The 20,992-nt window shown below is 55.3% G+C and carries 15 protein-coding genes, 1 tRNA gene, 1 pseudogene and 1 riboswitch; of the genes and pseudogenes, 7 read left to right on the top strand and 10 right to left on the bottom strand.

Annotated elements, in window-relative coordinates:
- Positions 1 to 30: 30 nt before the first annotated feature.
- On the top strand, positions 31 to 1,170 hold the full coding sequence (locus MID00_RS19025) for an FAD-dependent monooxygenase (protein ID WP_254499337.1): 1,140 nt from the start codon (positions 31 to 33) through the stop codon (positions 1,168 to 1,170).
- Positions 1,171 to 1,437: 267 nt separating this feature from the next.
- On the top strand, positions 1,438 to 2,754 hold the full coding sequence (locus tag MID00_RS19020; protein WP_035274317.1) for an MFS transporter: 1,317 nt from the start codon (positions 1,438 to 1,440) through the stop codon (positions 2,752 to 2,754).
- 140 nt (positions 2,755 to 2,894) lie between these two features.
- On the opposite strand, the gene MID00_RS19015 is transcribed toward MID00_RS19020, so the two are convergent.
- Positions 2,895 to 3,164 (bottom strand): hypothetical protein, encoded by a 270-nt coding sequence (locus MID00_RS19015; protein ID WP_009454527.1) that lies wholly within the window; start codon positions 3,162 to 3,164, stop codon positions 2,895 to 2,897.
- A complete protein-coding gene (locus MID00_RS19010) occupies positions 3,161 to 3,964 on the bottom strand; it encodes a YggS family pyridoxal phosphate-dependent enzyme (RefSeq protein ID WP_009454526.1) in 804 nt (267 codons plus the stop codon). The genes MID00_RS19015 and MID00_RS19010 overlap by 4 nt, the downstream gene beginning before the upstream one ends.
- A 77-nt stretch (positions 3,965 to 4,041) precedes the next feature.
- On the opposite strand from MID00_RS19010, the gene MID00_RS19005 reads away from it, so the two are divergent.
- Positions 4,042 to 5,349, top strand: coding sequence for an aminotransferase class I/II-fold pyridoxal phosphate-dependent enzyme (locus MID00_RS19005; protein ID WP_254499336.1), 1,308 nt, complete (start codon positions 4,042 to 4,044; stop codon positions 5,347 to 5,349).
- 101 nt (positions 5,350 to 5,450) lie between these two features.
- Here MID00_RS19005 and MID00_RS19000 read toward each other — a convergent pair whose 3' ends face one another.
- Positions 5,451 to 6,320, bottom strand: coding sequence for a DMT family transporter (locus tag MID00_RS19000; protein WP_083053673.1), 870 nt, complete (start codon positions 6,318 to 6,320; stop codon positions 5,451 to 5,453).
- Positions 6,321 to 6,405: 85 nt separating this feature from the next.
- Between MID00_RS19000 and MID00_RS18995 the strand changes: the two genes are divergently transcribed.
- The 3 genes and pseudogenes from MID00_RS18995 to MID00_RS20705 form a co-directional block, all read left to right on the top strand.
- A complete protein-coding gene (locus MID00_RS18995; protein ID WP_026482726.1) occupies positions 6,406 to 6,915 on the top strand; it encodes a MarR family winged helix-turn-helix transcriptional regulator in 510 nt (169 codons plus the stop codon).
- Between the two features lie 39 nt (positions 6,916 to 6,954).
- Positions 6,955 to 8,622: a VRR-NUC domain-containing protein gene (locus MID00_RS18990; RefSeq protein ID WP_254499335.1), complete on the top strand. Its 1,668-nt coding sequence runs from the start codon at positions 6,955 to 6,957 to the stop codon at positions 8,620 to 8,622.
- Positions 8,619 to 10,796 (top strand): annotated as a pseudogene (locus tag MID00_RS20705) (ATP-dependent DNA helicase); the annotation flags it as partial. The gene MID00_RS18990 and the pseudogene MID00_RS20705, both read left to right, overlap by 4 nt.
- On the opposite strand, the gene MID00_RS18980 reads toward MID00_RS20705, so the two are convergent.
- The 6 genes from MID00_RS18980 to MID00_RS18955 form a co-directional block, all read right to left on the bottom strand.
- The gene (locus MID00_RS18980) at positions 10,741 to 12,102 is read right to left on the bottom strand and encodes a D-amino acid dehydrogenase (protein WP_031232121.1); all 1,362 of its coding nucleotides are present in this window, start codon (positions 12,100 to 12,102) and stop codon (positions 10,741 to 10,743) included. The pseudogene MID00_RS20705 and the gene MID00_RS18980 sit on opposite strands and share 56 nt — an antisense overlap.
- Positions 12,103 to 12,235: 133 nt before the next feature.
- A riboswitch (glycine riboswitch) is annotated at positions 12,236 to 12,323 on the bottom strand.
- A gap of 223 nt (positions 12,324 to 12,546) precedes the next feature.
- On the bottom strand, positions 12,547 to 14,307 hold the full coding sequence (gene nadB / locus MID00_RS18975; RefSeq protein ID WP_254499334.1) for an L-aspartate oxidase: 1,761 nt from the start codon (positions 14,305 to 14,307) through the stop codon (positions 12,547 to 12,549).
- On the bottom strand, positions 14,307 to 15,446 hold the full coding sequence (nadA, locus tag MID00_RS18970) for a quinolinate synthase NadA (protein WP_250757119.1): 1,140 nt from the start codon (positions 15,444 to 15,446) through the stop codon (positions 14,307 to 14,309). Before nadA ends, nadB begins: the two co-directional genes overlap by 1 nt.
- 204 nt (positions 15,447 to 15,650) lie before the next feature.
- Complete coding sequence (locus MID00_RS18965) at positions 15,651 to 16,697, bottom strand: NADP(H)-dependent aldo-keto reductase (RefSeq protein ID WP_250757120.1); 1,047 nt, start codon at positions 16,695 to 16,697, stop codon at positions 15,651 to 15,653.
- Between the two features lie 82 nt (positions 16,698 to 16,779).
- Positions 16,780 to 18,438, bottom strand: coding sequence for an amidohydrolase (locus MID00_RS18960; protein WP_254499333.1), 1,659 nt, complete (start codon positions 18,436 to 18,438; stop codon positions 16,780 to 16,782).
- A 368-nt stretch (positions 18,439 to 18,806) separates the two neighbouring features.
- Positions 18,807 to 19,301 carry a YkgJ family cysteine cluster protein gene (locus MID00_RS18955; protein WP_082453570.1) on the bottom strand — a complete coding sequence of 165 codons (495 nt, stop codon included), beginning with the start codon at positions 19,299 to 19,301 and terminating at the stop codon, positions 18,807 to 18,809.
- A gap of 381 nt (positions 19,302 to 19,682) precedes the next feature.
- On the opposite strand from MID00_RS18955, the gene MID00_RS18950 reads away from it, so the two are divergent.
- Positions 19,683 to 19,759 (top strand) — tRNA-Val (locus MID00_RS18950).
- Positions 19,760 to 20,295: 536 nt separating this feature from the next.
- Here the strand turns inward: MID00_RS18950 and MID00_RS18945 are convergent.
- Positions 20,296 to 20,916 carry a hemolysin III family protein gene (locus tag MID00_RS18945; protein ID WP_009454498.1) on the bottom strand — a complete coding sequence of 207 codons (621 nt, stop codon included), beginning with the start codon at positions 20,914 to 20,916 and terminating at the stop codon, positions 20,296 to 20,298.
- Positions 20,917 to 20,992 lie beyond the last annotated feature (76 nt).

Raw genomic sequence — 20,992 nt, 5'->3', positions numbered from 1 at the left:
TTTGATGAGTGCCGTGATTTGGAGCTAACGATGGAAAAAACAGTCAAGATTGCGATTGTAGGGGCCGGTCTTGGCGGAGCCGCTGCGGCGACTCTGTTGCAGCAAGCTGGCTTTGAGGTAGAAGTATTTGAACAGGCGCCAGAATTCTCGCGTTTGGGTGCCGGCATCCACGTGGGCCCCAACGTGATGAAGATTTTCCGCCGCATGGGTCTGGAAAAAGCGCTGGACGATATGGGTTCGCACCCGGAGTTCTGGTTCAGTCGTGATGGCGAAACGGGTGACTACCTGTCCCGTATCCCTTTGGGTGAATTTGCCAAGAAAGAATACGGTGCGTCGTACATCACCGTGCACCGTGGCGATATGCACGCTTTGCAAATTGACAGCATCAAGCCGGGCACCGTGCACTTTGGCAAGCGTTTGCAAAATCTGGTGGACCGTGGTGACGACGTTTTGCTGGAATTTGCCGATGGCACCAGCGTAACGGCTGACATTGTGATTGGTGCCGATGGCATCCACTCCAAGATCCGTGAAACCCTGCTGGGTGTAGAAGACCCGATTTACAGCGGCTGGGTGGCACACCGTGCCCTGATCCGTGGCGAAAACCTGGCTCGCTTTGCCGACGAGTTCGAGGACTGTGTGAAATGGTGGACAGACGACCGTCACATGATGGTGTACTACACCACTGGCAAACGTGATGAATACTATTTTGTGACTGGCGTGCCACATCCTGCCTGGGATTTCCAGGGTGCGTACGTAGACAGCTCGCAAGAAGAGATGCTGGCCGCATTTGAAGGCTATCATTCCACGGTTCAGAATCTGATCAAATCGACTGAAAGCATTACCAAGTGGCCATTGCGTAACCGTAATCCGTTGCCTTTGTGGAGCCGTGGTCGTTTGGTCATGTTGGGCGATGCATGTCACCCCATGAAGCCTCACATGGCTCAAGGTGCTTGCATGGCGATTGAAGATGCCGCCATGTTGACGCGCTGCTTGCAAGAGACCGGCTTGTCGGATTTCCGTACGGCTTTTGATCTGTACGAGCTCAACCGCAAAGAGCGTGCGACTCGTGTTCAGTCTGTCTCCAACGCCAATACCTTCTTGCGCACGCAAGAAGATCCGGCCTGGGTTTACGGCTACGACCTGTACGGCCAGGACCTGAAGTCCAGCTAAGCAGTGCACGGTGCTGAGTCCGGGAGCGATCCGGGCTCAGCGCATCAATCTGATCGGGTCCCGCTGTGTCTGGCCTGCCTTTATAGATAGAGCAGGCATGTCCAGCAGGGAGTCACCGTTGATACATCATTCTTCATCTGTAAACGGTCTGCAGCCCAATGGGGGAGTGCGGACGCGTTCAGGGCCCTGCTGTGTTCTGTCAGGCGCTGTTCTTAGGCAGTTTTCTGGTTCACCAGGCATACCAATAATTATCTGGAGATATACAAGGTGCATTCATCCATCCAAAGTCCCACGGCTGTGCCTGCAGGTCGGGACGGAAACGGAGATCTCTATAAGAAGATCGTCTGGCGTCTGATCCCCTTTCTGTGCTTTTGTTATTTGGCTGCTTATCTGGACCGCATCAACGTGGGTTTTGCCAAGCTGCAGATGCTCGATCATTTGCAGTGGAGTGAAACGGCCTACGGTCTGGGTGCAGGCCTGTTCTTTCTGGGCTACATCCTGTTTGAAGTGCCCAGCAACCTGATCCTGGAACGTGTGGGTGCCAAGCTGTGGATTGCCCGCATCATGATTACCTGGGGCATCTTGTCTGGCCTGACCATGTTTGTCACCACACCCACGCAGTTCTACATCCTGCGTTTCGTGCTGGGTGCGGCAGAGGCCGGCTTCCTGCCAGGTGTCTTGTACTACTTGACCCTGTGGTTTCCCACATACCGACGCGGCAAGATCATTGCCCTGTTCATGATTGGCCTGCCTTTGTCCAGCGTGATTGGTGGTCCTTTGTCCGGCTGGATTATTGGTCACTTTGATCACATGAATGGCTGGCGTGGTTGGCAGTGGCTGTTCCTTCTGGAGGCGATTCCTAGCGTGCTGCTCGGTTTCCTGACTTTCTGGGCCTTGCCAAACAACTATCAGTCTGCGAAATGGCTGAGTAATGACGAAAAATCTCGTCTGGCCGCTGACCTGGCTGCCGACGATGCCGAAGGCAAGGGCGTCAAGCACAGCTTTAAAGATGGTTTCTTCAACCTGAAAGTGTGGATGCTGGGCGGGATCGACTTCTCTATTCTATTGGGCACCTACTCCATCAGTTTCTGGATGCCGTCCTTTATCCGTGCGGCGGGTGTGCAGGATCCTTTCCAGATTGGCCTGATGACGGCGATTCCATCGATAGCCGGTGTGGTGGGCATGCTGATGATTGGTGCCAGCTCGGACCGCTGCCGTGAACGCCGTTGGCACTTGATCGTGCCGCTGACCATCGGTGCAATTGCGCTGGTTGCCAGTACCTTTGTGGCGCATCACGCCTGGTTGACCGTTCTGGCCTTCACCGTGGCTTCGGCTGTGATTATGGGTGCTGTGCCTGTGTTCTTCAGCTTGCCAGCGACGTTCTTGAAAGGCACTGCCGCAGCGACCGGTTTTGCTCTGGCATGTTCCTTGGCTAATATCGCCGGTCTGGTCAGCAACTCCCTGATTGGTTGGGTGACCGATCTGACAGGTTCGGGCAGCGCTGCTCTGTGGCTGTTTGCCGGTAGCTTGATGGTGAGCTGCTTGCTGGCTTTCGCCTTGCCAGCCAAACAGGTGAACCGCTAAGTTGCTGTTTGCTCCTGTCGTCTGAAACACAAAAACATACCCGGCTGTTAGCCGGGTATGTTTTTTTATGGTTGCGGCGTCTTGGGTACGCCGCTTTGCCGAACCACGGTGTCAGGCTTGTGACCGAACACCAATCAGGTTCAGGCAGTAACTTTGCTGCCCTGTTGCAACCAGGCTTGCAAATCAACAGTTTCGTACAAAACCTGTGCGCTTAGAACACGTATGCCGTGCGGGCCGCTATCCAGAATGCGGTGTTCGCCTTTGGCTTGTTGCAGTTCCAGTTCGCTGTCAGGCAGCGTCATCAGGTGGCGGGCCACGGTAAACAGCTGCTCGGGTGGGCAGCACGGGCTGGACTCAAAGTGTCCGATTTCTTTACCGTTTTGGCGGATGATCAGGCGTAGTGGATTCATGATGTTGTTGCCGTATCGGAGACGGGCCAGTAAAAGTTATTGGGCGTGGCGCGTGCACCAAAAATGGCTTGTCCAACGCGCACAATCGTGGAGCCTTCGGAAATAGCGACTTCATAGTCACCCGACATACCCATGGACAGCTCACGGATGTTTTCCGCGTGGGCAATGTCATTGCGCAATTGATCGCGCAAATTGCGCAGCAGGGCAAAACAAGGCCGTACCCGTTCCGGGTCAGCGTCCATCAAGGCCAAGGTCATCAGGCCTTTGACTTTCAAAGCAGAAAACTGTGGTAATTCGCGCACAAAAGCATGGACTTCTTCCGGGGGTAAACCGAACTTGCTGTCCTCGTTGGAGGTGTTTACCTGCACGAAAACGTCCAGACTGCGGCCTTCAATTTGCAAGCGGCGGTCCAGGGCTTCTGCGGTCTTGAGCTTGTCCAGTGCATGAAATTCAGAAGCAAAGCGTGCAACGGACTTGGCTTTATTGCTTTGCAGGTGTCCAATAACAGCCCATTCCAAATCCGGCAGTTCTTCGCGCAGGGCTTCGTACTTGCCTTCGGCTTCCTGCACCTTGTTCTCGCCCAGCAGGCGGCAACCGGCCTGGTAAGCCAGGCGGATGCGGTCAATTCCGAAGGTTTTGCTGACGGTGAGCAAACGTACATCGCCAGCGGCACGCCCGTAGCGCACGCAGGCGGCATCAATTCGTTGTTGTACCAGGGCAATGCGTTCCCGAAATGCCTCTACACTGGTGGAGGTGGGATAATGCTCGGTGTGAAGTAGATCAGGGGCGGATTCGGACATGGCGCACCAGTAAGGAAGAAAAAAAAGATAAACTCGACCCTGCGGGTCGCGCATAAACTATTATGTCATAGGTCAAAATGAATATCCAGGGAAGCAATGCGAAGGAACTTTTCGATGATATCCGACAGCAAGTGGCACTGGGGCGAATCGCTCCGGGCCAGATTTTGCCGCCGGTACGCGAACTGGCTCAAACACTGGGCTTGAACCGCAATACGGTTGCCCTGGCATACAAGCGCCTGGTCTCCGCCGGGGTGGCCGATGCACAAGGCCGTCGCGGTACACGGATTCGTGAAGCGATCCGGGAGCTGGCGCGGGAAGGGCATGGGGCCAGCTCGGCCTTGCAGGATCTGGCCAGTGGCAATCCGGCGCCGGGCTATTTGCCTGCACCTACCCAATTGATAGCTGGGGTGCGCGGTCAAACCCAGGCTTTGTACGGCGCCGACCCGTTGGTGCCCGAATTGCGCGCCGTATGTCAGCAGGTGTTCCATAAAGACACCCCCCCCGATACCGATTACCACGTCAGTTACGGCGCAGTCGACGCGATCGAGCGCTTGCTGCAAGCCTTTTTGCTGGCGGGCGATAAGGTCGGGATTGAGGATCCCGGCTACCTGAACAGTATCAACTCCGTGCATACGCTGGGCTACAAGCCAGTGGGTATTGCTGTTGATAGCGAAGGGATTGTGCCGGCCTCGCTGGAGGCGGCTTTGGAAGATGGTCTGCGCGCCTTGATTCTGACCCCGCGTGCGCACAACCCTACGGGATGTTCCTTAAGCCGTGCCCGTGCCAAGCAGATTGAGCAAATTCTGAAGCAGTATCCCGAATTGTTGCTGATGATTGATGACCACTTCTGGATGCTGGCCAGCAGCCCTTATCGAAATGTGATTCCTGCCGATCATTTGCGCTGGGCCTTGATCCGTTCCGTGTCCAAGGGCCTGGGCCCGGATTTGCGCGTGGCTCTGGTCGCGTCAGACCTGCAAACCAGCGAGCGCTTGTCGCAACGTCTGGCTTCGGGGGCTCAGTGGGTCAGCCATCTGTTGCAGCAAATGGTGGTTCATGGGCTGACCGATGCCGACATCAAGGCGCAGACTCGTGTTGCACAAGCCGCTTACGTACAGGCTCGCATCGATCTGATGCAAGCCCTGAAAAAGCAGGGCATTCCTTTTTGGGATAGCGAGGAAGGCTTCAATCTGTGGATTCCGCTGGATCGGGAAGCCGAGCCGGTACTGGCAGGCTTAGCCGCACGTGGCTGGCTGGTTCGATCCGGCCAAGTCTTTGGGGTGAGCAACCCCGCTCAAGGCTTGCGTGTCAGTTTTGCGAATCTGAATGCCAAAGACGCTCAACGCTTTGCAAGCGATTTAGCTCAAGTTCTGCAAGAACGCTATTAGTCACTATCTTGCTGCTTCTAGCGGAGTAGCAAGATAGTGAACTCTCTTACGCGCCCATCCAGATAGTTAATAGGGGCGCTATTTTTATGGGCGCAAGATGCTTATTTGGCGGGCCGATTGCTGATCCACTGCACCGCCAGCACACTGCCCATCACCAGAATAATGCCCAGCAGGCTGGAGCCTGTCATGGCCTGACCCAAAATCAGCCACCCCAGAATTACAGCGGTCAAAGGGCTAAGCAGACCCAGCGAAGACACGGCCACAGAGGGTAAAACGGCAATCCCTCGGAACCACAGGGTATAGGCCAGGAGTGCACCGACCAGACACAGGTAGAGATAGCCACCGATTTGCACGCCGCTCAAGGAACTGTCCAGCGGTGGGTCCAGCCACAAGGCCAGAGGGGCCAGCATCAGTCCACCCAGCATCAACTGCCAGGCCGTGAAGGCCAGAATGGGCATGCCACTGCGCCAGCGATGCGACAGGTACGTGCCCAAGGCCATGCACAGGGCCCCGACAATGGCCGCGACCATGCCCCAGGTATCCCATTGGCTCTCTGGCGATAGCAGCAAAATACCCATGCCGATAATACCGATCACGCAGGCGACCAGTGCCATGGTGACCGGACGTTTGCCTTCCAAAGCCCAGGCCAGGCCAATCACCACCAAGGGTTGAGCCGCACCCACAACGGCAGCCAATCCACCCGGCAGACGGTAGGCCGCAACGAATAGCAAGGCTTGAAATGCCCCGATGTTCAAGGCTGCCAGAATCAGTGTCTTGCCCCAGTCGCCTGGGGCGGGCATGCGTCGGCTCCACAAGAGCAGCATCACGCCAGCGGGAAAGCAGCGCAAAAAGGCCGCGATAAAAGGGCGGTCGGGGGGCAGAATTTCTGTGGTCACAATGTAAGTGGAACCCCAGATGGCGGGGCCTAGTGCGGTCAAGGCCGTCACCAGCCAAAGAGAAAGTCGGTTCATGATGAAAGTATCTTGATGTCGAGATAAATGCCAGTGTAGGGATGATTTATCTTAATATCAAGATAAATATCGAAATCGAGAAATCATGAGCGAAGAACACGACGCGGTTGACCTGATCATTAATCAATGGCGCGAGCAGCGGCCAGACTTGCAGAACCTGGACGCCATGGCCTTGTTGGGCCGCATGACACGCTGCTTTCAACTGGTCCAAAAACAAATGAGCGAGAACTTCAGGCGTCACGGCCTGCAACTGGGCGAATTTGATGTGCTGGCCAGTCTGCGCCGCTCCGGCCCGCCGTATACCTTGGCGCCTACCGCCTTGTTTTCCACCTTGATGGTTAGCTCCGGCACCATGACGCATCGCTTGCAGGGCCTGGAAAAGCAGGGCTTGATCGAACGCATTGCTGACCCGGAAGACGCCCGCCGTATTCTGGTGCGTTTGAGCCCTGCGGGTCTGGCCTGTGTGGATGCGGTCGTGGTGGATCATTTGGCCAATGAAGAAAATTTGTTGGAAGGGCTGGATGCCACGCAGCGCCAGAACCTGAATACCTTGTTACGGGACTGGATGCGCTTGTTGGAGTCGCGCCCGGCTTGAAGGAGTGCTAAAGTAGCTGGATATATACACAGCCTGCTTATGATTCCGCCCGAGCTTCCTCCTTTTTATTATCTGCACAATTTCCACCAGGTTTTGCAGTGGGTACAGCACGCCAGTTCCGACCTGCTGGAGCCTGAACACGTCCAATGTGGCCATCGTTTTGGACATGCTTCCCAGCCTGCGCAAGCCTTGCTGGTACGCTTGCTGATGCGTAAAGGCCCGGTGTTCCGTATCGACAAGCTGCGTTATGCCGAGATCGAAAATTTGGAAGAGGCAGTGCAAGAGCTAGCGGCCTGCGAGCTGATAGAAACCGATCCTGAGCTTGATCTGGAAACGTTGTTTGCTGTCCATACCGTTCCCGAGCTGCGCCGCTTGTTCAGTGAGCTGCCAGCCACCGGGCGCAAGTCAGACTATCTGGAATGGATTGGCCAGACGCAGGGTGAACAGGCCCGGCCTTTTACGCAGTGGTGTGCAGATCCCGGCCTGCACGCTCCGACGCTTCGTCTCTCACCACAAGTCATGCATTGGGCGCAGCGTTTGCAACTGTTGTTCTTTGGCAATCATTACCAGGACTGGTCCGAGTTCGTGCTCAGCGATCTTGGCTTGTATAGATACGAAACTGTGATTCTGGATCAGTCTAGTCGGGCGTTTCGACATAATGAGGACGTGCGCCTGTATGAAGCCTTGTCCGAGCTGCGTGATGCGCAAGACGAGGCCGATCCAGATCTGTGGGCCCAACGCTTTGCCGCTGTTCAGGCTGTTGAGACCGACAGTGATTGGCTTCAACGACGCAAGGCGAAAACCCTGTTTCAGCTAGGCCAGCAAGCCGAGCGCCAACATTGGTGGCCGTTGGCCGAGCAAGCCTATGTGCAGACCAACTGGCCGGGCGCCCGTTACCGTCAATTGCGGGTGCTGGAGCGTCAGGACAAGCATCAAGGGGCTTGGCCCTTGTTTTGTCAGGCGTGGGAGCAGCCCGAAAATGAGAGTGAAACCCAGAAGCTGCTGCGTATGCTGCCCCGGCTGCGTCGAAAACTGGCGGTAGAAGCTCCGCCCAGCCCGCCATCCACTAAACCTACAAGCCGCACGCAACGTAGTGATCTGGTTTTGTTTGATGACGGCAATCGGGTCGAGTCCCAGGTGTTGGCCCATTGGGATAGTCCCTTGGCTCCGGTTTTTTACGTAGAAAACGCCTTGTTTCCGGCCTTATTGGGATTGTTGAGCTGGGATGCCATTTTCGCTCCCTTGCCCGGTGCATTTTTCCACCCTTATCAAGCCTGTCCGGCCGATTGGGGTAACCCGGACTTTGTGTCGCGCAGACAAAACTTGTTTGATCAATCCTTAAGTGTGCTGGACGGTGCAGACTATAAAACCGTGATCTGGCAACGCTGGCAGCAAAAGCGCGGCATACAGTGCCCCTTGCTGATCTGGCCCGCCTTGGATGAATCCTTGATCGAACAGGCCTTGCATTGCATCCCCGCCCAGCATTTGCAGCTGGTGTTCAAGCGTATCTTGCAGGATTGGCGGGACAACCGTTCCGGTTTGCCGGATTTGGTGCGCTTCATGCCGGCTCAGCAAAGCTATGAATTGATTGAGGTAAAAGGCCCCGGAGACCGCTTGCAAGACAACCAGCGGCGTTGGTTAAGTTATTTCGAGCAACATGCCATCCCTGCGCGTGTTTGCTATGTGACCCGGCCTGAATCACCATGAAAGCCTGGACGGTAGGTGTACGAGCCTTATGCGAATTTACTGCACGTAGCGGGGATCTGGACCTGCGCTTTACGCCTGCGGCCACAGCACAGGAAGGTATCCTTGGCCACCAGCAGCTAAAGCTGCGTCGCCCCGAGCACTATGAAGTCGAGGTGCCCCTGTCGTACGAGATGGAAGGACTGCTGGTGCGTGGTCGAGCCGATGGGTTTGATCCTGTCAGCAACTGCCTGGAGGAGCTGAAAACCTATCGTGGGGCCTTTGATGCTATCCCCGAGCACCATAGACGTCTGCATCAGGCACAAGCCAAGGTCTATGCCGCCATCTTGTGCCAGGAGCGTGATTTGCCGGGGATGACGGTTAGCGTGGTGTATTACCACGTGGACAAGCACAAAGAGACCAGCATCTCCGAGTATATGGAGCGCGCAGCGCTGTGGGCCTTTTTCGAGGAGCAATGCCGCGCTTATGTAGAGTGGGGGCGGCAGGAGCAAAAACACAGGCTGGCGCGCGATCAAGCTTGTACAGCGTTGCAGTTTCCCTATGAACAATTTCGTGCCGGTCAGCGACAGCTAGCCGTGGCCGCGTTCCGGGCCCAACGTGACGCACAGTGCCTCTTAGCCCAAGCGCCCACCGGTATTGGCAAAACCTTGGCCGTCGTATTTCCGGGCCTGAAGGCCATGCCAGAGGCGGGTTTGGACAAGCTGTTTTATCTGACGGCCAAGAACTCCGGTCGGCAAATGGCGCTGGACGCCTTGCAGCGCTTAAGCCCGGAAGGCGAGGGTGCGTGGCGGGTGCTGGAAATGGTGGCCCGTGACAAGCAGTGCCCCCATCCGGATAAGGCCTGTCATGGTCAGTCCTGTCCTTTGGCCGAAGGTTTTTACGATCGCCTTCCCGCTGCTCGTCAGCAAGCTCTGGAACAACCCATGCTGACTAGCCAGCGCTTGCAGCAAGTGGCTAGCGAGCATCAGGTCTGCCCCTATTATTTGAGCCAGGAAATGCTGCGTTGGGCAGACGCTATTGTGGGCGACTACAACTACTTTTTCGACACGCATGCGGTGCTGTATAGCCAGACCCTGGCCCAGCAATGGCGCAGCGCGGTTCTGGTGGACGAGGCTCACAATCTGGTTGAACGAGCCCGTTCCATGTATTCCGCGTCTTTCTCGCAAGTGCAGTTGCGCATGGCGCGTAAAGCCTCGCCTTCGGCCTTGAAGCGTCATTTCGCCCCCTTGACTCGCTTGATGGAGAACTTGATACCTGAGGAAGGCGGTGACCAATGGGGGCTGGAAAAGATCCCGGAGGATTTGCTGGAGCAGTGCGACTATCTGGCGGCCCGTTTAGGCGCTTATGTGGCCGAGAATCCCATGCCGCAAGACAGCCCCTTGCTGCAGTTCTATTTCGAGCTGCTGTACTTTGTGGACCTGGCCGGACAGTTCGGCTCGCATTCCTTATTCGATATTTTGGCGCAGCGCGATGGCGTGCTCCTGAACTTGCGCAATATCGTGCCTGCTCCGTTTCTGGCCGAACGCTATGGCGACGCACACGGTGTGGTGCTGTTCTCCGGCACCATGAACCCTTCGCAGTTTTATCGTGATGTCTTGGGTCTGCCGCCCAGCACAGCAGAGTTGAGCGTGGCATCTCCTTATCGGGCCGAGCAGTTACGGGTACGTCAATATGCCGGTCTGTCCACGCGCTATGCCGACCGGGCCCAGAGCCTGAGCGGTGTTTGCGATATTGTCGGGCAGGCGTATCAGGAGCAGCCGGGCAACTATCTCTTGTTTTTGAGCAGCTTTGATTATCTGCAGCAGGTCAGTCAGGCCTTGCAGGAGCGCTGGCCGGATATGCTGCTTTGGCATCAGCAACCGGGCATGAGCGATCTGCAAAGAACGCAGTTTCTGGACCGCTTTACGCTGGATGGGAAGGGAGTGGGTTTAGCGGTGCTGGGTGGGGCGTTTTCAGAAGGGGTGGATTTACCCGGTAAACGCTTGATCGGTGCTTTTATTGCCACCCTGGGTTTGCCGCAGTTCAATCCGGCCAATGAGTCCGTCAAACAAGTCATGGCCCGGCTCTTTGGGGAGCGGCGGGCCTATGACTATACCTATCTGTATCCGGGACTACGCAAGATTACACAGGCCGCGGGTCGTGTGATTCGCGATGAACAGGATCAAGGCTTTGTGTATCTGCTGGACGAGCGCTATGGGCAGCGGCGGGTGCAGCAGTTGCTGCCGGACTGGTGGCAAATTGAGCAGGTGCGGACTGACGCTCGTTCTGGGCAATCACTTCGGTAATGATTTGGGCGGTGGCGGCCGACAGCGTCCAGCCCAGGTGACCGTGGCCGGTGTTGTAGTAGACGCCAGGGCGGCTGCCTGCTTTTACGCGCGGCATCATGTCCGGCATCATGGGGCGCAAGCCAGCCCACGGTACAACACGGTCGGTAGCTGCGTCGTGGAAGTTGCGACGGGTCCAGTTGGTCAGCGGGGCGATACGGTCGGCGCGAATGTCCTTGTTGGCGCCGTTGTATTCCGCCGTACCGGCCACACGCAGGCGGTCCTTGCCCAGACGGCTGGTCACAATCTTGGCTTCTTCGTCCAGCAAACTGACCCAAGGGGCGGCATGTTGGGCTTCCGGCGTATCCAGGTACACCGAGATCGAATAGCCTTTGACCGGGTAGATGTTGATGTAGTCGCCCAGCATATGGGCCAAGTGACGGCTACCCACGCCAGCGCAAACTACCAAGGAATCCACAGACAGTGTATGGGTGTGGGCTTCAGCGCCTTCACCGGTACGCAACTGGATGCGGTGTGGTGGGCCGCAATCAATACCCAGGACTTCCGTATCTTGCAGGAACTTCACGCCGCGCTTGGCGCAGGCATCGGCCAGACCGCGTGTGTATTTATGAATATCGCCTGTGGCGTCCGAAGGCGTAAAGAAACCGCCGTAGTAGGTGCCTTGCAGAGCAGGTTCGATCTGGTGGATTTCTTCGTTGGTAACCGTGCGGCGTTCCAAGCCGCCTTTGTGCAGCAGTTGGCTGACTTTCTTGCCAGATTCAAAGCCGCCGGGGGTGTGGTAGATGTGCAGAATGCCGCGCTGTTCCAGGTCGAAATCAATGTTTTCGTCCTTGGCCCACTGGTACAGATTCTCGCGGGCGCTGATGGCCAGCTTGACGGTGTCCACGGTGTTGCGCTCGTAACCGGAAATCGCGCCCACAAATTGCGCCATCCAGCTGTATTTATGCCAGCTTGGTTTTGGGTTGAACAGCAGTGGGGCGTCTTTGCGCATCATCCACTTCAAGCCCTTGAGAATGGTGCTGCGGCTGTTCCAGACTTCGGCGTTGCACGCAGACAGCTGTCCACCGTTCGCGAAGGAGGTTTCCATCGCGGGGTAGCGCAGACGGTCAATAACGGTAACTTGATAGCCTTTCAGGCTGAGGGCGTAGGCGGTGGTGATTCCGGAAATACCGGCGCCAATGACGGCAATATGCGACATAACAGGCTCCTGACAGGTGAATTACCACCGAGTAGTGGCAATACCCCATCTGTCCTGTGACCTGAGAGTTTATCCAACCTGTGTGTCTGGCTGGGCTCCTTCGGTGGGCGTCAAACGCCGCTCTCCAGAGTGTCGGGCTGGTACGATCCTTTTGCCTGAGAGATTCCGGGGTGGTTGCTCCGTCGGCGCCTGACTGAACAGGTCTCTTTCATACCGCCTGTAGTGACGCGACTACAGTAGCTGTGCTTACAAAAGTTTGCAATCAGGGTAAACCGGGAGCTGCATGCAGCGCTTGGGGGATTTCCATGGATAGATGCGATTGTCGGCTAAGCCCGGGAAGTTGTTGAGACTGCCCGTCCTTGATGCCGAGTTATTACTTACTTTTCGTCTAATTTGCGCCCGATATTTCGTTGATTCCGGAGCGGGGCTCGTTTCTTTATGGACTTAGTCCAAGCGGTAATGCGCACCCAGACTGTGTGGTCGGTCCAAGGCTGCCTGGGTTAGCAGCCAGGCAGTGTCCAGTTGCAGGCTGAGGGTCCGTTGGTCGAGGCTGGGGGGGAGAAGGCTAATTTGCCTGCGCCACCGGTCCAGGGTGTGCAAGGCTTGCATCAGTCCTTGGCGATTGCGCAACAGGCCGACATGCTCTTGCATCAAGTTGCGCAAGGCGGGCAGGGAGGGGGGGGGGTTTGTGGATGGGCTGCGGTTTTTACTGTTGCCGTTGCTATAGCTATTGTTTTTGCCATAGTGACGTCCTTTGTCGTTGATTATGTTTTCCATTGCATTGGCTGCCGCCGCAGTCATAAGGGAATGTCTTGGGTTTGGGGTCGAGCGCGAACTAGCGTTCAAACTCAAACCCCAATTCTGGCCGACACTAGCCTGGGAACTGGAACTGGAACTGGAACTGGAACTGGAACTGGAGTTTGGATTGGAGTTCTTGTATGAACATGAACGTGACATCGAACTTGTATTTGCAACATCTGTCTCAGGGACCAAAGCTGAACGCTGGATTCTCTTGCTTCCAGCAATCGCCTCGGCAGCCGCCCGCCCCATGACGACACACTCCAGCAAGGAGTTGCTGGCCAATCGATTTGCCCCATGCAAACCTGTGCAGGCTACTTCACCCACGGCGTACAAACCAGCTACCGTTGTGCGGCCTGACAAGTCTGTTTCAATCCCTCCGCAGCTGTAGTGCGCGGCAGGTGCTACCGGCACCCAATCCTGACGTAAATCCAATCCTCGCCGCAAACCTTCTTCCAATGCTTTCGGGAAATGCTGCTGCAAAGTGTCCGCACCAAGATGGCGTACATCCAGCCAGACATGGCTGCTACCTTCTTGCCGCATCTGTGCGGCAATCGCACGCGACACAATATCGCGTGGAGCCAGTTCCGCTCTGGCGTCGTAATCCGGCATGAAGCGGCGACCTTGCTTGTCCAGCAGATGTCCACCCTCACCACGCAAGGCTTCGGTTAGCAAGAAGGTGGGACCCTCCGCATGCAAGCAGGTCGGATGAAACTGCACAAACTCCAGATCGCGTATCGCCGCACCAGCGCGCCAGGCCAGGGCAATGCCCTCTCCCAAGGCGCTGTCGGGATTGGTGCTGTGCGCGTACAGGCTACCTAGCCCACCAGTTGCCAACACGACATGATCCGCCAACATAGTTTCGTAGCGACGAGTGTGCTTGTCGTAGATATCCACGCCAGCCACCGCGCCTTGCTCATTGTGGCGCAGGTCTAATGCCAGGCAGTCTGTACGCTGCTGGATATGAGAGGCTTGAGTCAATTGGGGCAGGAGAGCCTGCATGATGGCATAACCACTGGCATCGGCCGCGTGTACGATGCGTCGCTGGCTGTGCCCACCCTCGCGAGTCAGGTGCAATTGGCCATCTTCCGTTCTGTCCAGAGGAACCTGCTTTTTCAGTAGCCAATGCACCGCTTCTGGCGCGGCTTGCAAGATCCCGCGCACCGCTTCTTTATCCGAGTGCCGAGCACCCGCTTCCAGCGTGTCTTCAATGTGTTGTTCCAGACTGTCCTGGGCACTGAGTACGGCGGCCAGACCTCCCAAGGCCATCGGGCTGGCCCCACAGGGAGCGGGGGCGCTGCTGAGCAGAGTCACTTTCATGGTGGAGGGCAAGGATAGAGCCAGACTGGTGCCAGCCAGCCCCGCACCGATGATTAACACCTCCGTCTGTGTCGAGCCTGATTGCATCAAGCAGCTCCTACATGCTGGAACTGCTGACTGTGCTCGGCCAGGTCAGCACTAACGCGCAAATTGTTCTGCTGAGCGGCAGCAAAATCCATCATGCGTTGCAAAGAACGTCGGGCGCCTTCACGCAGGTCAGGATCTACTTGAATGCCAGGGCCTGGTTGACTTAATCGTTGATGCAGTGCTTCCAGACTGTTCAAGGCCATCCAGGGGCAAAAGGCGCAGCTTTTGCAGGTAGCACTTTCGCCCGCGGTAGGGGCGGCCAAAAAGGTTTTGCCCGGCGCTTGCTGGCGCATGGCATGCAAGATTCCTTGATCGGTGGCGACGATAAAGGTGTCGGCAGAACGATTGATGGCAGCGCGCAGTAGCTGCGTTGTCGAGCCAACCACATCCGCCAGCGCAACAACAGAAGCGGGTGATTCAGGATGCACCAGCACCTGGGCATCGGGGTGCTCGCTCATCAAGGCTTTCAAGCCATCGGCCTTGAATTCGTCATGGACCAGACAGGAGCCTTGCCAAAGCAGCATGTCTGCGCCGGTTTTTTTTTGGATATAAGAGCCCAAATGACGATCCGGTGCCCACAGAATTTTTTTCCCTTGGGCATGTAAATGCCGCACGATGTCCAGGGCGATGGAGGACGTCACCACCCAATCCGCCTGGGCTTTGACAGCCGCGCTGGTATTGGCATACACCACCACCTCCCGATCCGGATGCGCAGCACAGAATTGCTTGAAATCCTCGGGGGCGCAACCTAGATCCAGAGAACACGTCGCCTCGTCATGTACGGCCAGTACGCGCTTTTCAGGGCTCAGAATTTTGGCGGATTCAGCCATAAAGCCCACGCCGGCTACCAAGACCGTGCTGGCCTCATGTTCCTGCCCAAAGCGCGCCATTTCTAATGAGTCGCCCACGCAGCCACCGGTTTCCAAGGCCAGGTCTTGAATATCCGGGTCTGTGTAGTAGTGGGCCACCAGTACAGCGTCTTGCTCTTTCAACTGCTTGGCCAGAGCTTGCTTCAAGGCGGCCTTATCGCTTTGCAGATTGAGTTTGGAAGGAACTTCATGCCAGGTAATCTGACGGCTCAAAGTGTCCTTGGCGTCGGGCTGACAGACATCCACGGGGAAATGCTGAATCATGTTCATCCTTGATGCTCATTTTGAGCATAAATAGAATAAAAAAATGGGGAATATGAATTTCTGATTCGAAAGAAGCGCGTCTCTATTGTTATGCTTTTTTTGAGCATAAATAAAAAAACAGCACACTGCAAGCACAAGAGCAGGGTAGGGAAAGAAAAAAGAGGGGTGCCCCGCCTTGGACGCCTGTGCCCAAGGCGGGGTGAAAGCCAATTAAGGCGCAGGGTTCGGGGTGTGGTGATGAATAGCGTTGATCTTGGCGATTAACTCATCACTTAATTGAACATCTGCACTGGCGATGTTCTCGCGCAGTTGTTCCAGCGTAGTCGCACCGATCAGGTTGCTGCTGGTAAAGGCTTGCTGGTTTACCCAGGCCAAGGCCAATTGGGTAGGCGTCAAACCGTATTCGCGAGCCAGTTCGTTGTAGGCCACCGCGGCCTCACGAGCGCGGGGAGCATCGTAGCGCGTGAAACGGTCGTACAGCGTCAGCCGTCCTTTCTCGGGACGAGCTCCGTTGTCATATTTGCCCGTCAACACACCCATCGCCAAAGGTGAATAGGCCAGCAGACCCAGGCCTTCATAACGGCAGAATTCGGACAGCCCTTCTTCAAACACGCGGTTCAGCAGGTTGTAGGGGTTCTGGATCGTGGCAATCAAAGGCAGAGAGCGGGAGCGCGACAGCTCCAGAAAGCGCGAAACACCCCAAGGCGTTTCATTGGAGACACCTATGTGACGTATCTTGCCTTGACGCACAAAGTCATCCAGTACCGACAAGGTTTCCTCGATTGGGATAGTGTCTTCTTCTTTCCACGGGTAGCTGCGCTGCCCAAATGTCACCGTGCTGCGATCCGGCCAGTGCAGTTGATACAGGTCCAGATAGTCCGTTTGCAGTCGACGCAGGCTGTCATGCAGGGCTTGTTCCAGATTCTTGCGATCCAGGCTGGTACCGCCATTGCGGATATGACCAGGGCGTTTGGGGTCACGTTGGGGGCCAGCAATTTTGCTGGCCAGAACAATGTCCTTGCGGCGGCCGGTTTTAGCCAGCCAGGTGCCGATATATTGCTCGGTCAAACCTTGCGTAGCCGCCATAGGGGGCACAGGGTACATCTCGGCGGTATCCACCAGATTCACACCCAGTTCCAAAGCAAGGTCCAGTTGAGCGTGCGCATCGGCCTCGCTGTTCTGTTCCCCGTATGTCATGGTGCCCAAGCCAATCAGGCTGACATCCAGGTCTGTATTGCCCAGCTTGCGGTATTTCATTTGCTTCGACTCCCGAAAGCGCAGGGCCGGGCGGCCCTACAAACCGTGCATGGTAGCGTATTTAGCCAGCCTGCCGGGCAGCTTATTGTGCAGCTGTGTACACCAGACGACCTTGGAAAATAGTCATCAACACCTTGGTGCCGCTGATTTCGCTAGGCTCAATCTTGAATAAGTCCCGATCCAGCACAATCAGATCAGCAGATTTCCCTGTTTCCAAAGACCCCGTTTCTGTTTCGCGGCCCAAAGCCTTGGCACCGTTTTGCGTAAAAATCTGCAGTGCTTCGGTCAGATTCAAGGCTTGTTCAGCGCCCAGTTGCTCACCCTGCCGCTGCCCGAAGGGATTGGCGCGCGTCATCAGAGACTCAATCGCGGGCCAAGGGTTGTTGTCCTTCACACCAGAGGGCCAGTCCGAGCCGGCAATAATGGTGGCGTCATGATCCAACAACATACGGGCCTGGAACATGTTCCTGCTGCGCTCACCCACTACCGAGCTGATGGCGTCAGTCAAACCGGAGGGGTACCAGATATAGGGAGAAAAGTCGGCGGCTACATTCAGAGCCTTGAAGCGCGGTTTGTCCTGATCGTCTACAAACTCCGAGTGTGCAAGCTCGTGCATCAAACCTTGAGGACCATTGGCGTTGCGTGCTTTTTCAATAGCGTTCAACGCCACGCGAATAGCCCGATCACCCGCGGTATGCATCTTCAAACCATAACCGGCTGCATCCAGGTGAGAGACGACGCGATCCAGTTCATTTTCAGGAACGACCAAGGCCCCCAAGGACAGAGGATCATCCTGGTGAGTATCCGCGTAGGGCTCCAGCATGGCGGCTGTATGTGCCGCGGTAGGAACCCCGTCGGTATAGATCTTGACGTAGTTGGTCTTCAGGTCAGGGAGGGCATACTGCTTGCTGATGCGGTCAATTTCAGCAAAATCAAAAACATGCTTGCTGTTCTTGCCCGAGATACGGATGGCGGTGGCGATATGGGCATTCAAACCCTCTTGCTTGGCCAGGTTGTAATACGAGCGCACAACAGCCTCGCTGGCATCGGCATCCTTTAAACCCGTAATCCCGAACTGGTTGGACTCCTGGATGGCATAGCGCGCTGCTTTCAGATATTGATCATCCGTCCAATCCGGTACAAAAGAACGGATATAGCTATTGGCCTCGACTAAAACCCCGTTGGGTTCGCGGCTATCAAGCTCGTGCTTGACGGTCATGCCGCTAGGAGGCGTAAAGTTGGCATCAATCTGCAAGAGGCCCAAAGCCTTGGAGTTGACCCAGGCGTTGTGACCCGTGTCGTCGGTCAACACAATAGCCTTGTCGCCAGAGACGGCATCCAGCCATGCGCGCGGCGAAGCAATTTTGTGAGTCTTGAAGAAATCACTGTCCCATTGGCCTCCCTGAATCCACAGCGTTTCGTTACGCGCCACGCAGGCTTTCAAGGTGTTTGCCAATACATCCGGCGTTACCGTGAAAGGGAAGTTGCACTGGAACAGATGCTTCAAGCCACCCCATACAGGATGGGAGTGTGCTTCATTGATACCGGGCATAGCCATTTTCCCGCCAAGATCAATCAGCTGAGTCTTGTCTTCACGTCTGGATTGCAGTTGCTCTGTACTGCCCACGGCTTCAATTTTTCCATCACGTATCGCAATGGCTTCAACCCAAGCCTGTTCCGGGTTTTGCGTATAAATACGCCCATTCACGACTAGCAGGTCGGCCGCAGGTGAGGCTGCCAATATTATTGGGCTGATAGTACTGATCCCAGCCAGGCATGCCAATGAGGCAACTGCTAAACGTGAACGACTAAAAGGCATGTCTCTTTGCTCCAGTATTGTTATGACGATGTTTGAGGTGTTGGATATAGCTTTCTTGTGTTTTTGAGAGTTCAAAAAAGCGATAGCCAACACCTCAAGGCTACAGCTCTGGAGCAGGGGTTTCTATAGGTAAAAACACAATGAGAGATCTACGAATATGCCCAAAGTTATTCAAGCAATAAAATACCTCTGAACGTGTGAAAGAAGCTTTATGTGTCAATTGGTAGCCAACAAAAAAGCCTTCACGCATCAGCAGTGAAGGCTTTCCGAGAGAGGCTCAGCTACGGGTATCAGGCCGCCTCATCATGCTCCGGCAGGGCGGGTGGAGCAGGCAGCGGGCGGGTAGGCAGTAAAGGCAAACCGTGTTTGCTGCGCAAACGCTGGCAATCCACATTTGGGCTGCCATCCAGTTCCCAGATTTGGTAGTCACGACAGGGAGTAGGGCGATCCGGATAAATAGCGCAATGAATCCCAGGCTGGCCCAAGGTGCCACGCAAGGCAATACAACGACCTTCCCCTTGCTCGGTTCCTTTCATACAGGCGCGCAACGGCCCAACCTTGGTGGTCAACTCGACCGGTACCGTACCGCCAGTCTCGCCACTTAACTCACCACTATAGAAAGACACCCGAAAGTGCGAACAGCACACGCCGCAGCTTAAACAGGGGTTTTCATCAAAAATCTCGTCATTGGGTGGCGTATAAAGCACCGCTTCCAGCGTAGTTTCCTGAACGCCGGGTAAATCCAGTAGTGGAGTCGGGGTGGGCGGGAGAGAAGAGCAAGTCATGTGCGTAGGTGTCCCGTAGCAGCCGCAGATCTGTTTCGGACGAGATTGATGATCTGCAGGCGTAAAGCAATTATTTTATTTTTGCCCGAAGAACTTGAATAGAAAAATCGTGCGACAGTGGGGTGGCTTGATGCTGGCTGGAGACAGATTGTGTGTATCTGTATGTTTCATGGCTCTGCCTTGCCAGGAAGCACATAAATTTATGGAAATTCGTCAGTTTTTTGTTTAATTCTTATAAATCAATGGATTACAAGATTTCCCAGTCTTGGGGAGCTATTTTTCCAGCTAAGACATATAAAAAAGATCATCTTTTTTATAGAAAAACGCAAAATAGTGTTGACAGCCCCATAGGGAAGATCTATTATTTCATTTCTTCACCGCAGGCGGTTAGCTCAGTTGGTTAGAGCGCTACGTTGACATCGTAGAGGTCGCTGGTTCGAATCCAGTACTGCCTACCAGAATACATGCACACAGCTCCAAGCTGTGCCAAGAAAAGCCCCAAAGATCAATGCTTTGGGGCTTTTTTGTTTTCTACAACTATAGCCTGCACTATTAATGCCTATATTGAATCCAGCGCGCGTCTAAGCTCTCTAGGCTCAGGGCTGACCCCAACGGCCCGTAAATGGCGATTACAGATAAACCAGATTTCGTCCCTGTCGTTAGCCAAAATAAAGAAGGCATCCGATGTCTCTGACGGGTTGAACATCCCCAGGGCACGGTAAGCAGTCTGCATATTGAATCCGCTTTGAAGCGGGGAGGGCTTGGGCCCATCCTTCAGCTCTTGAACACGAAGATATAGTCCCGTCTCTAGTGTGATCATGCAAGCCTCGCTTCTAGTTGCGTTGCTTTATTCTAGGAGCAGGAAAAGATCTTCGCCACAGGTCCGTACCTTTAGGTGTAATAAGACTTCATCAGATATAACAGAGCTTATGGCAGTCGACAAAAAAGCCTCGGTAGAGGCTTTTTTGTGTGTTCGCGCCCGGGGTGCTTTGTCTTACATGACAACATACTGGGAGATGGCCAGAAAATGCGCAGCGCTGCCGGCCAGTACAAATAAATGCCAAATGCCGTGCCAATGTCGGAAGCGTTCGTCAAACACAAAGAACACGATCCCGGCGGTATAAATTGCTCCCCCAGCCGCCAGCCAGGAAAAACCTTCCGAGCCCAGGTTGTCTGCCAGCGGGCCCAGTGCTAGCAATACAATCCATCCCATAACGGCATAGATCACCAGCGATAGTATGCGTGCCGGCGAACGTGGTCGGATATCTTGAAGAATGCCAATCAGTGCCAAACCCCAGACCACGCCGAACAGACTCCATCCCCAAGGGCCTCGCAGCGTTACCAGGCAGAAGGGCGTGTAGCTGCCAGCAATCAACAGGTAGATGGAAAAGTGATCCAGCTTGCGGAAGACGTTTTTGGCCCGCCCCTTGAAGCAGTGGTACAAGGTGGAAATCAGGTACAGCAGGATAAGTGTGGCGCCGTAAATGGCCGTGCTGGTGATGCGCCAGGGGTCCCCGGTAAAGCTCGCCATGACAATTAACCAGGATACGCCGCCTACAGCCAGAACTGCACCGATCAGATGTGACCAGGCATTGAAACGTTCACCGTAATACATGATGCTTTATTCTCTCCGAACATTCGGCACGCCGATTGCAAGACCGTCGACGTGGTCGGAAAAGCTTAGCGCATAA

The organism is Alcaligenes sp. NLF5-7 (genome assembly GCF_024266725.1).
Classification (GTDB): Bacteria; Pseudomonadota; Gammaproteobacteria; order Burkholderiales; family Burkholderiaceae_B; genus Alcaligenes; species Alcaligenes phenolicus.
The sequence above is the reverse complement of the archived record's forward strand: the minus strand, read 5'-3'. Positions and strand labels throughout refer to the sequence as shown.

Excerpts from the sequence above, each read along its gene's own strand:
- MID00_RS19025 (WP_254499337.1), top strand. The coding sequence starts at position 31 with ATGGAAAAAACAGTCAAGATTGCGATTGTAGGGGCCGGTCTTGGCGGA.
- MID00_RS19015 (WP_009454527.1), bottom strand. The coding sequence starts at position 3,164 with ATGAATCCACTACGCCTGATCATCCGCCAAAACGGTAAAGAAATCGGA.
- MID00_RS19010 (WP_009454526.1), bottom strand. The coding sequence starts at position 3,964 with ATGTCCGAATCCGCCCCTGATCTACTTCACACCGAGCATTATCCCACC.
- MID00_RS19005 (WP_254499336.1), top strand. The coding sequence starts at position 4,042 with ATGAATATCCAGGGAAGCAATGCGAAGGAACTTTTCGATGATATCCGA.
- MID00_RS19000 (WP_083053673.1), bottom strand. The coding sequence starts at position 6,320 with ATGAACCGACTTTCTCTTTGGCTGGTGACGGCCTTGACCGCACTAGGC.
- MID00_RS18995 (WP_026482726.1), top strand. The coding sequence starts at position 6,406 with ATGAGCGAAGAACACGACGCGGTTGACCTGATCATTAATCAATGGCGC.
- MID00_RS18990 (WP_254499335.1), top strand. The coding sequence starts at position 6,955 with ATGATTCCGCCCGAGCTTCCTCCTTTTTATTATCTGCACAATTTCCAC.
- MID00_RS18980 (WP_031232121.1), bottom strand. The coding sequence starts at position 12,102 with ATGTCGCATATTGCCGTCATTGGCGCCGGTATTTCCGGAATCACCACC.
- nadB (WP_254499334.1), bottom strand. The coding sequence starts at position 14,307 with ATGCAATCAGGCTCGACACAGACGGAGGTGTTAATCATCGGTGCGGGG.
- nadA (WP_250757119.1), bottom strand. The coding sequence starts at position 15,446 with ATGAACATGATTCAGCATTTCCCCGTGGATGTCTGTCAGCCCGACGCC.
- MID00_RS18965 (WP_250757120.1), bottom strand. The coding sequence starts at position 16,697 with ATGAAATACCGCAAGCTGGGCAATACAGACCTGGATGTCAGCCTGATT.
- MID00_RS18955 (WP_082453570.1), bottom strand. The coding sequence starts at position 19,301 with ATGACTTGCTCTTCTCTCCCGCCCACCCCGACTCCACTACTGGATTTA.
- MID00_RS18945 (WP_009454498.1), bottom strand. The coding sequence starts at position 20,916 with ATGTATTACGGTGAACGTTTCAATGCCTGGTCACATCTGATCGGTGCA.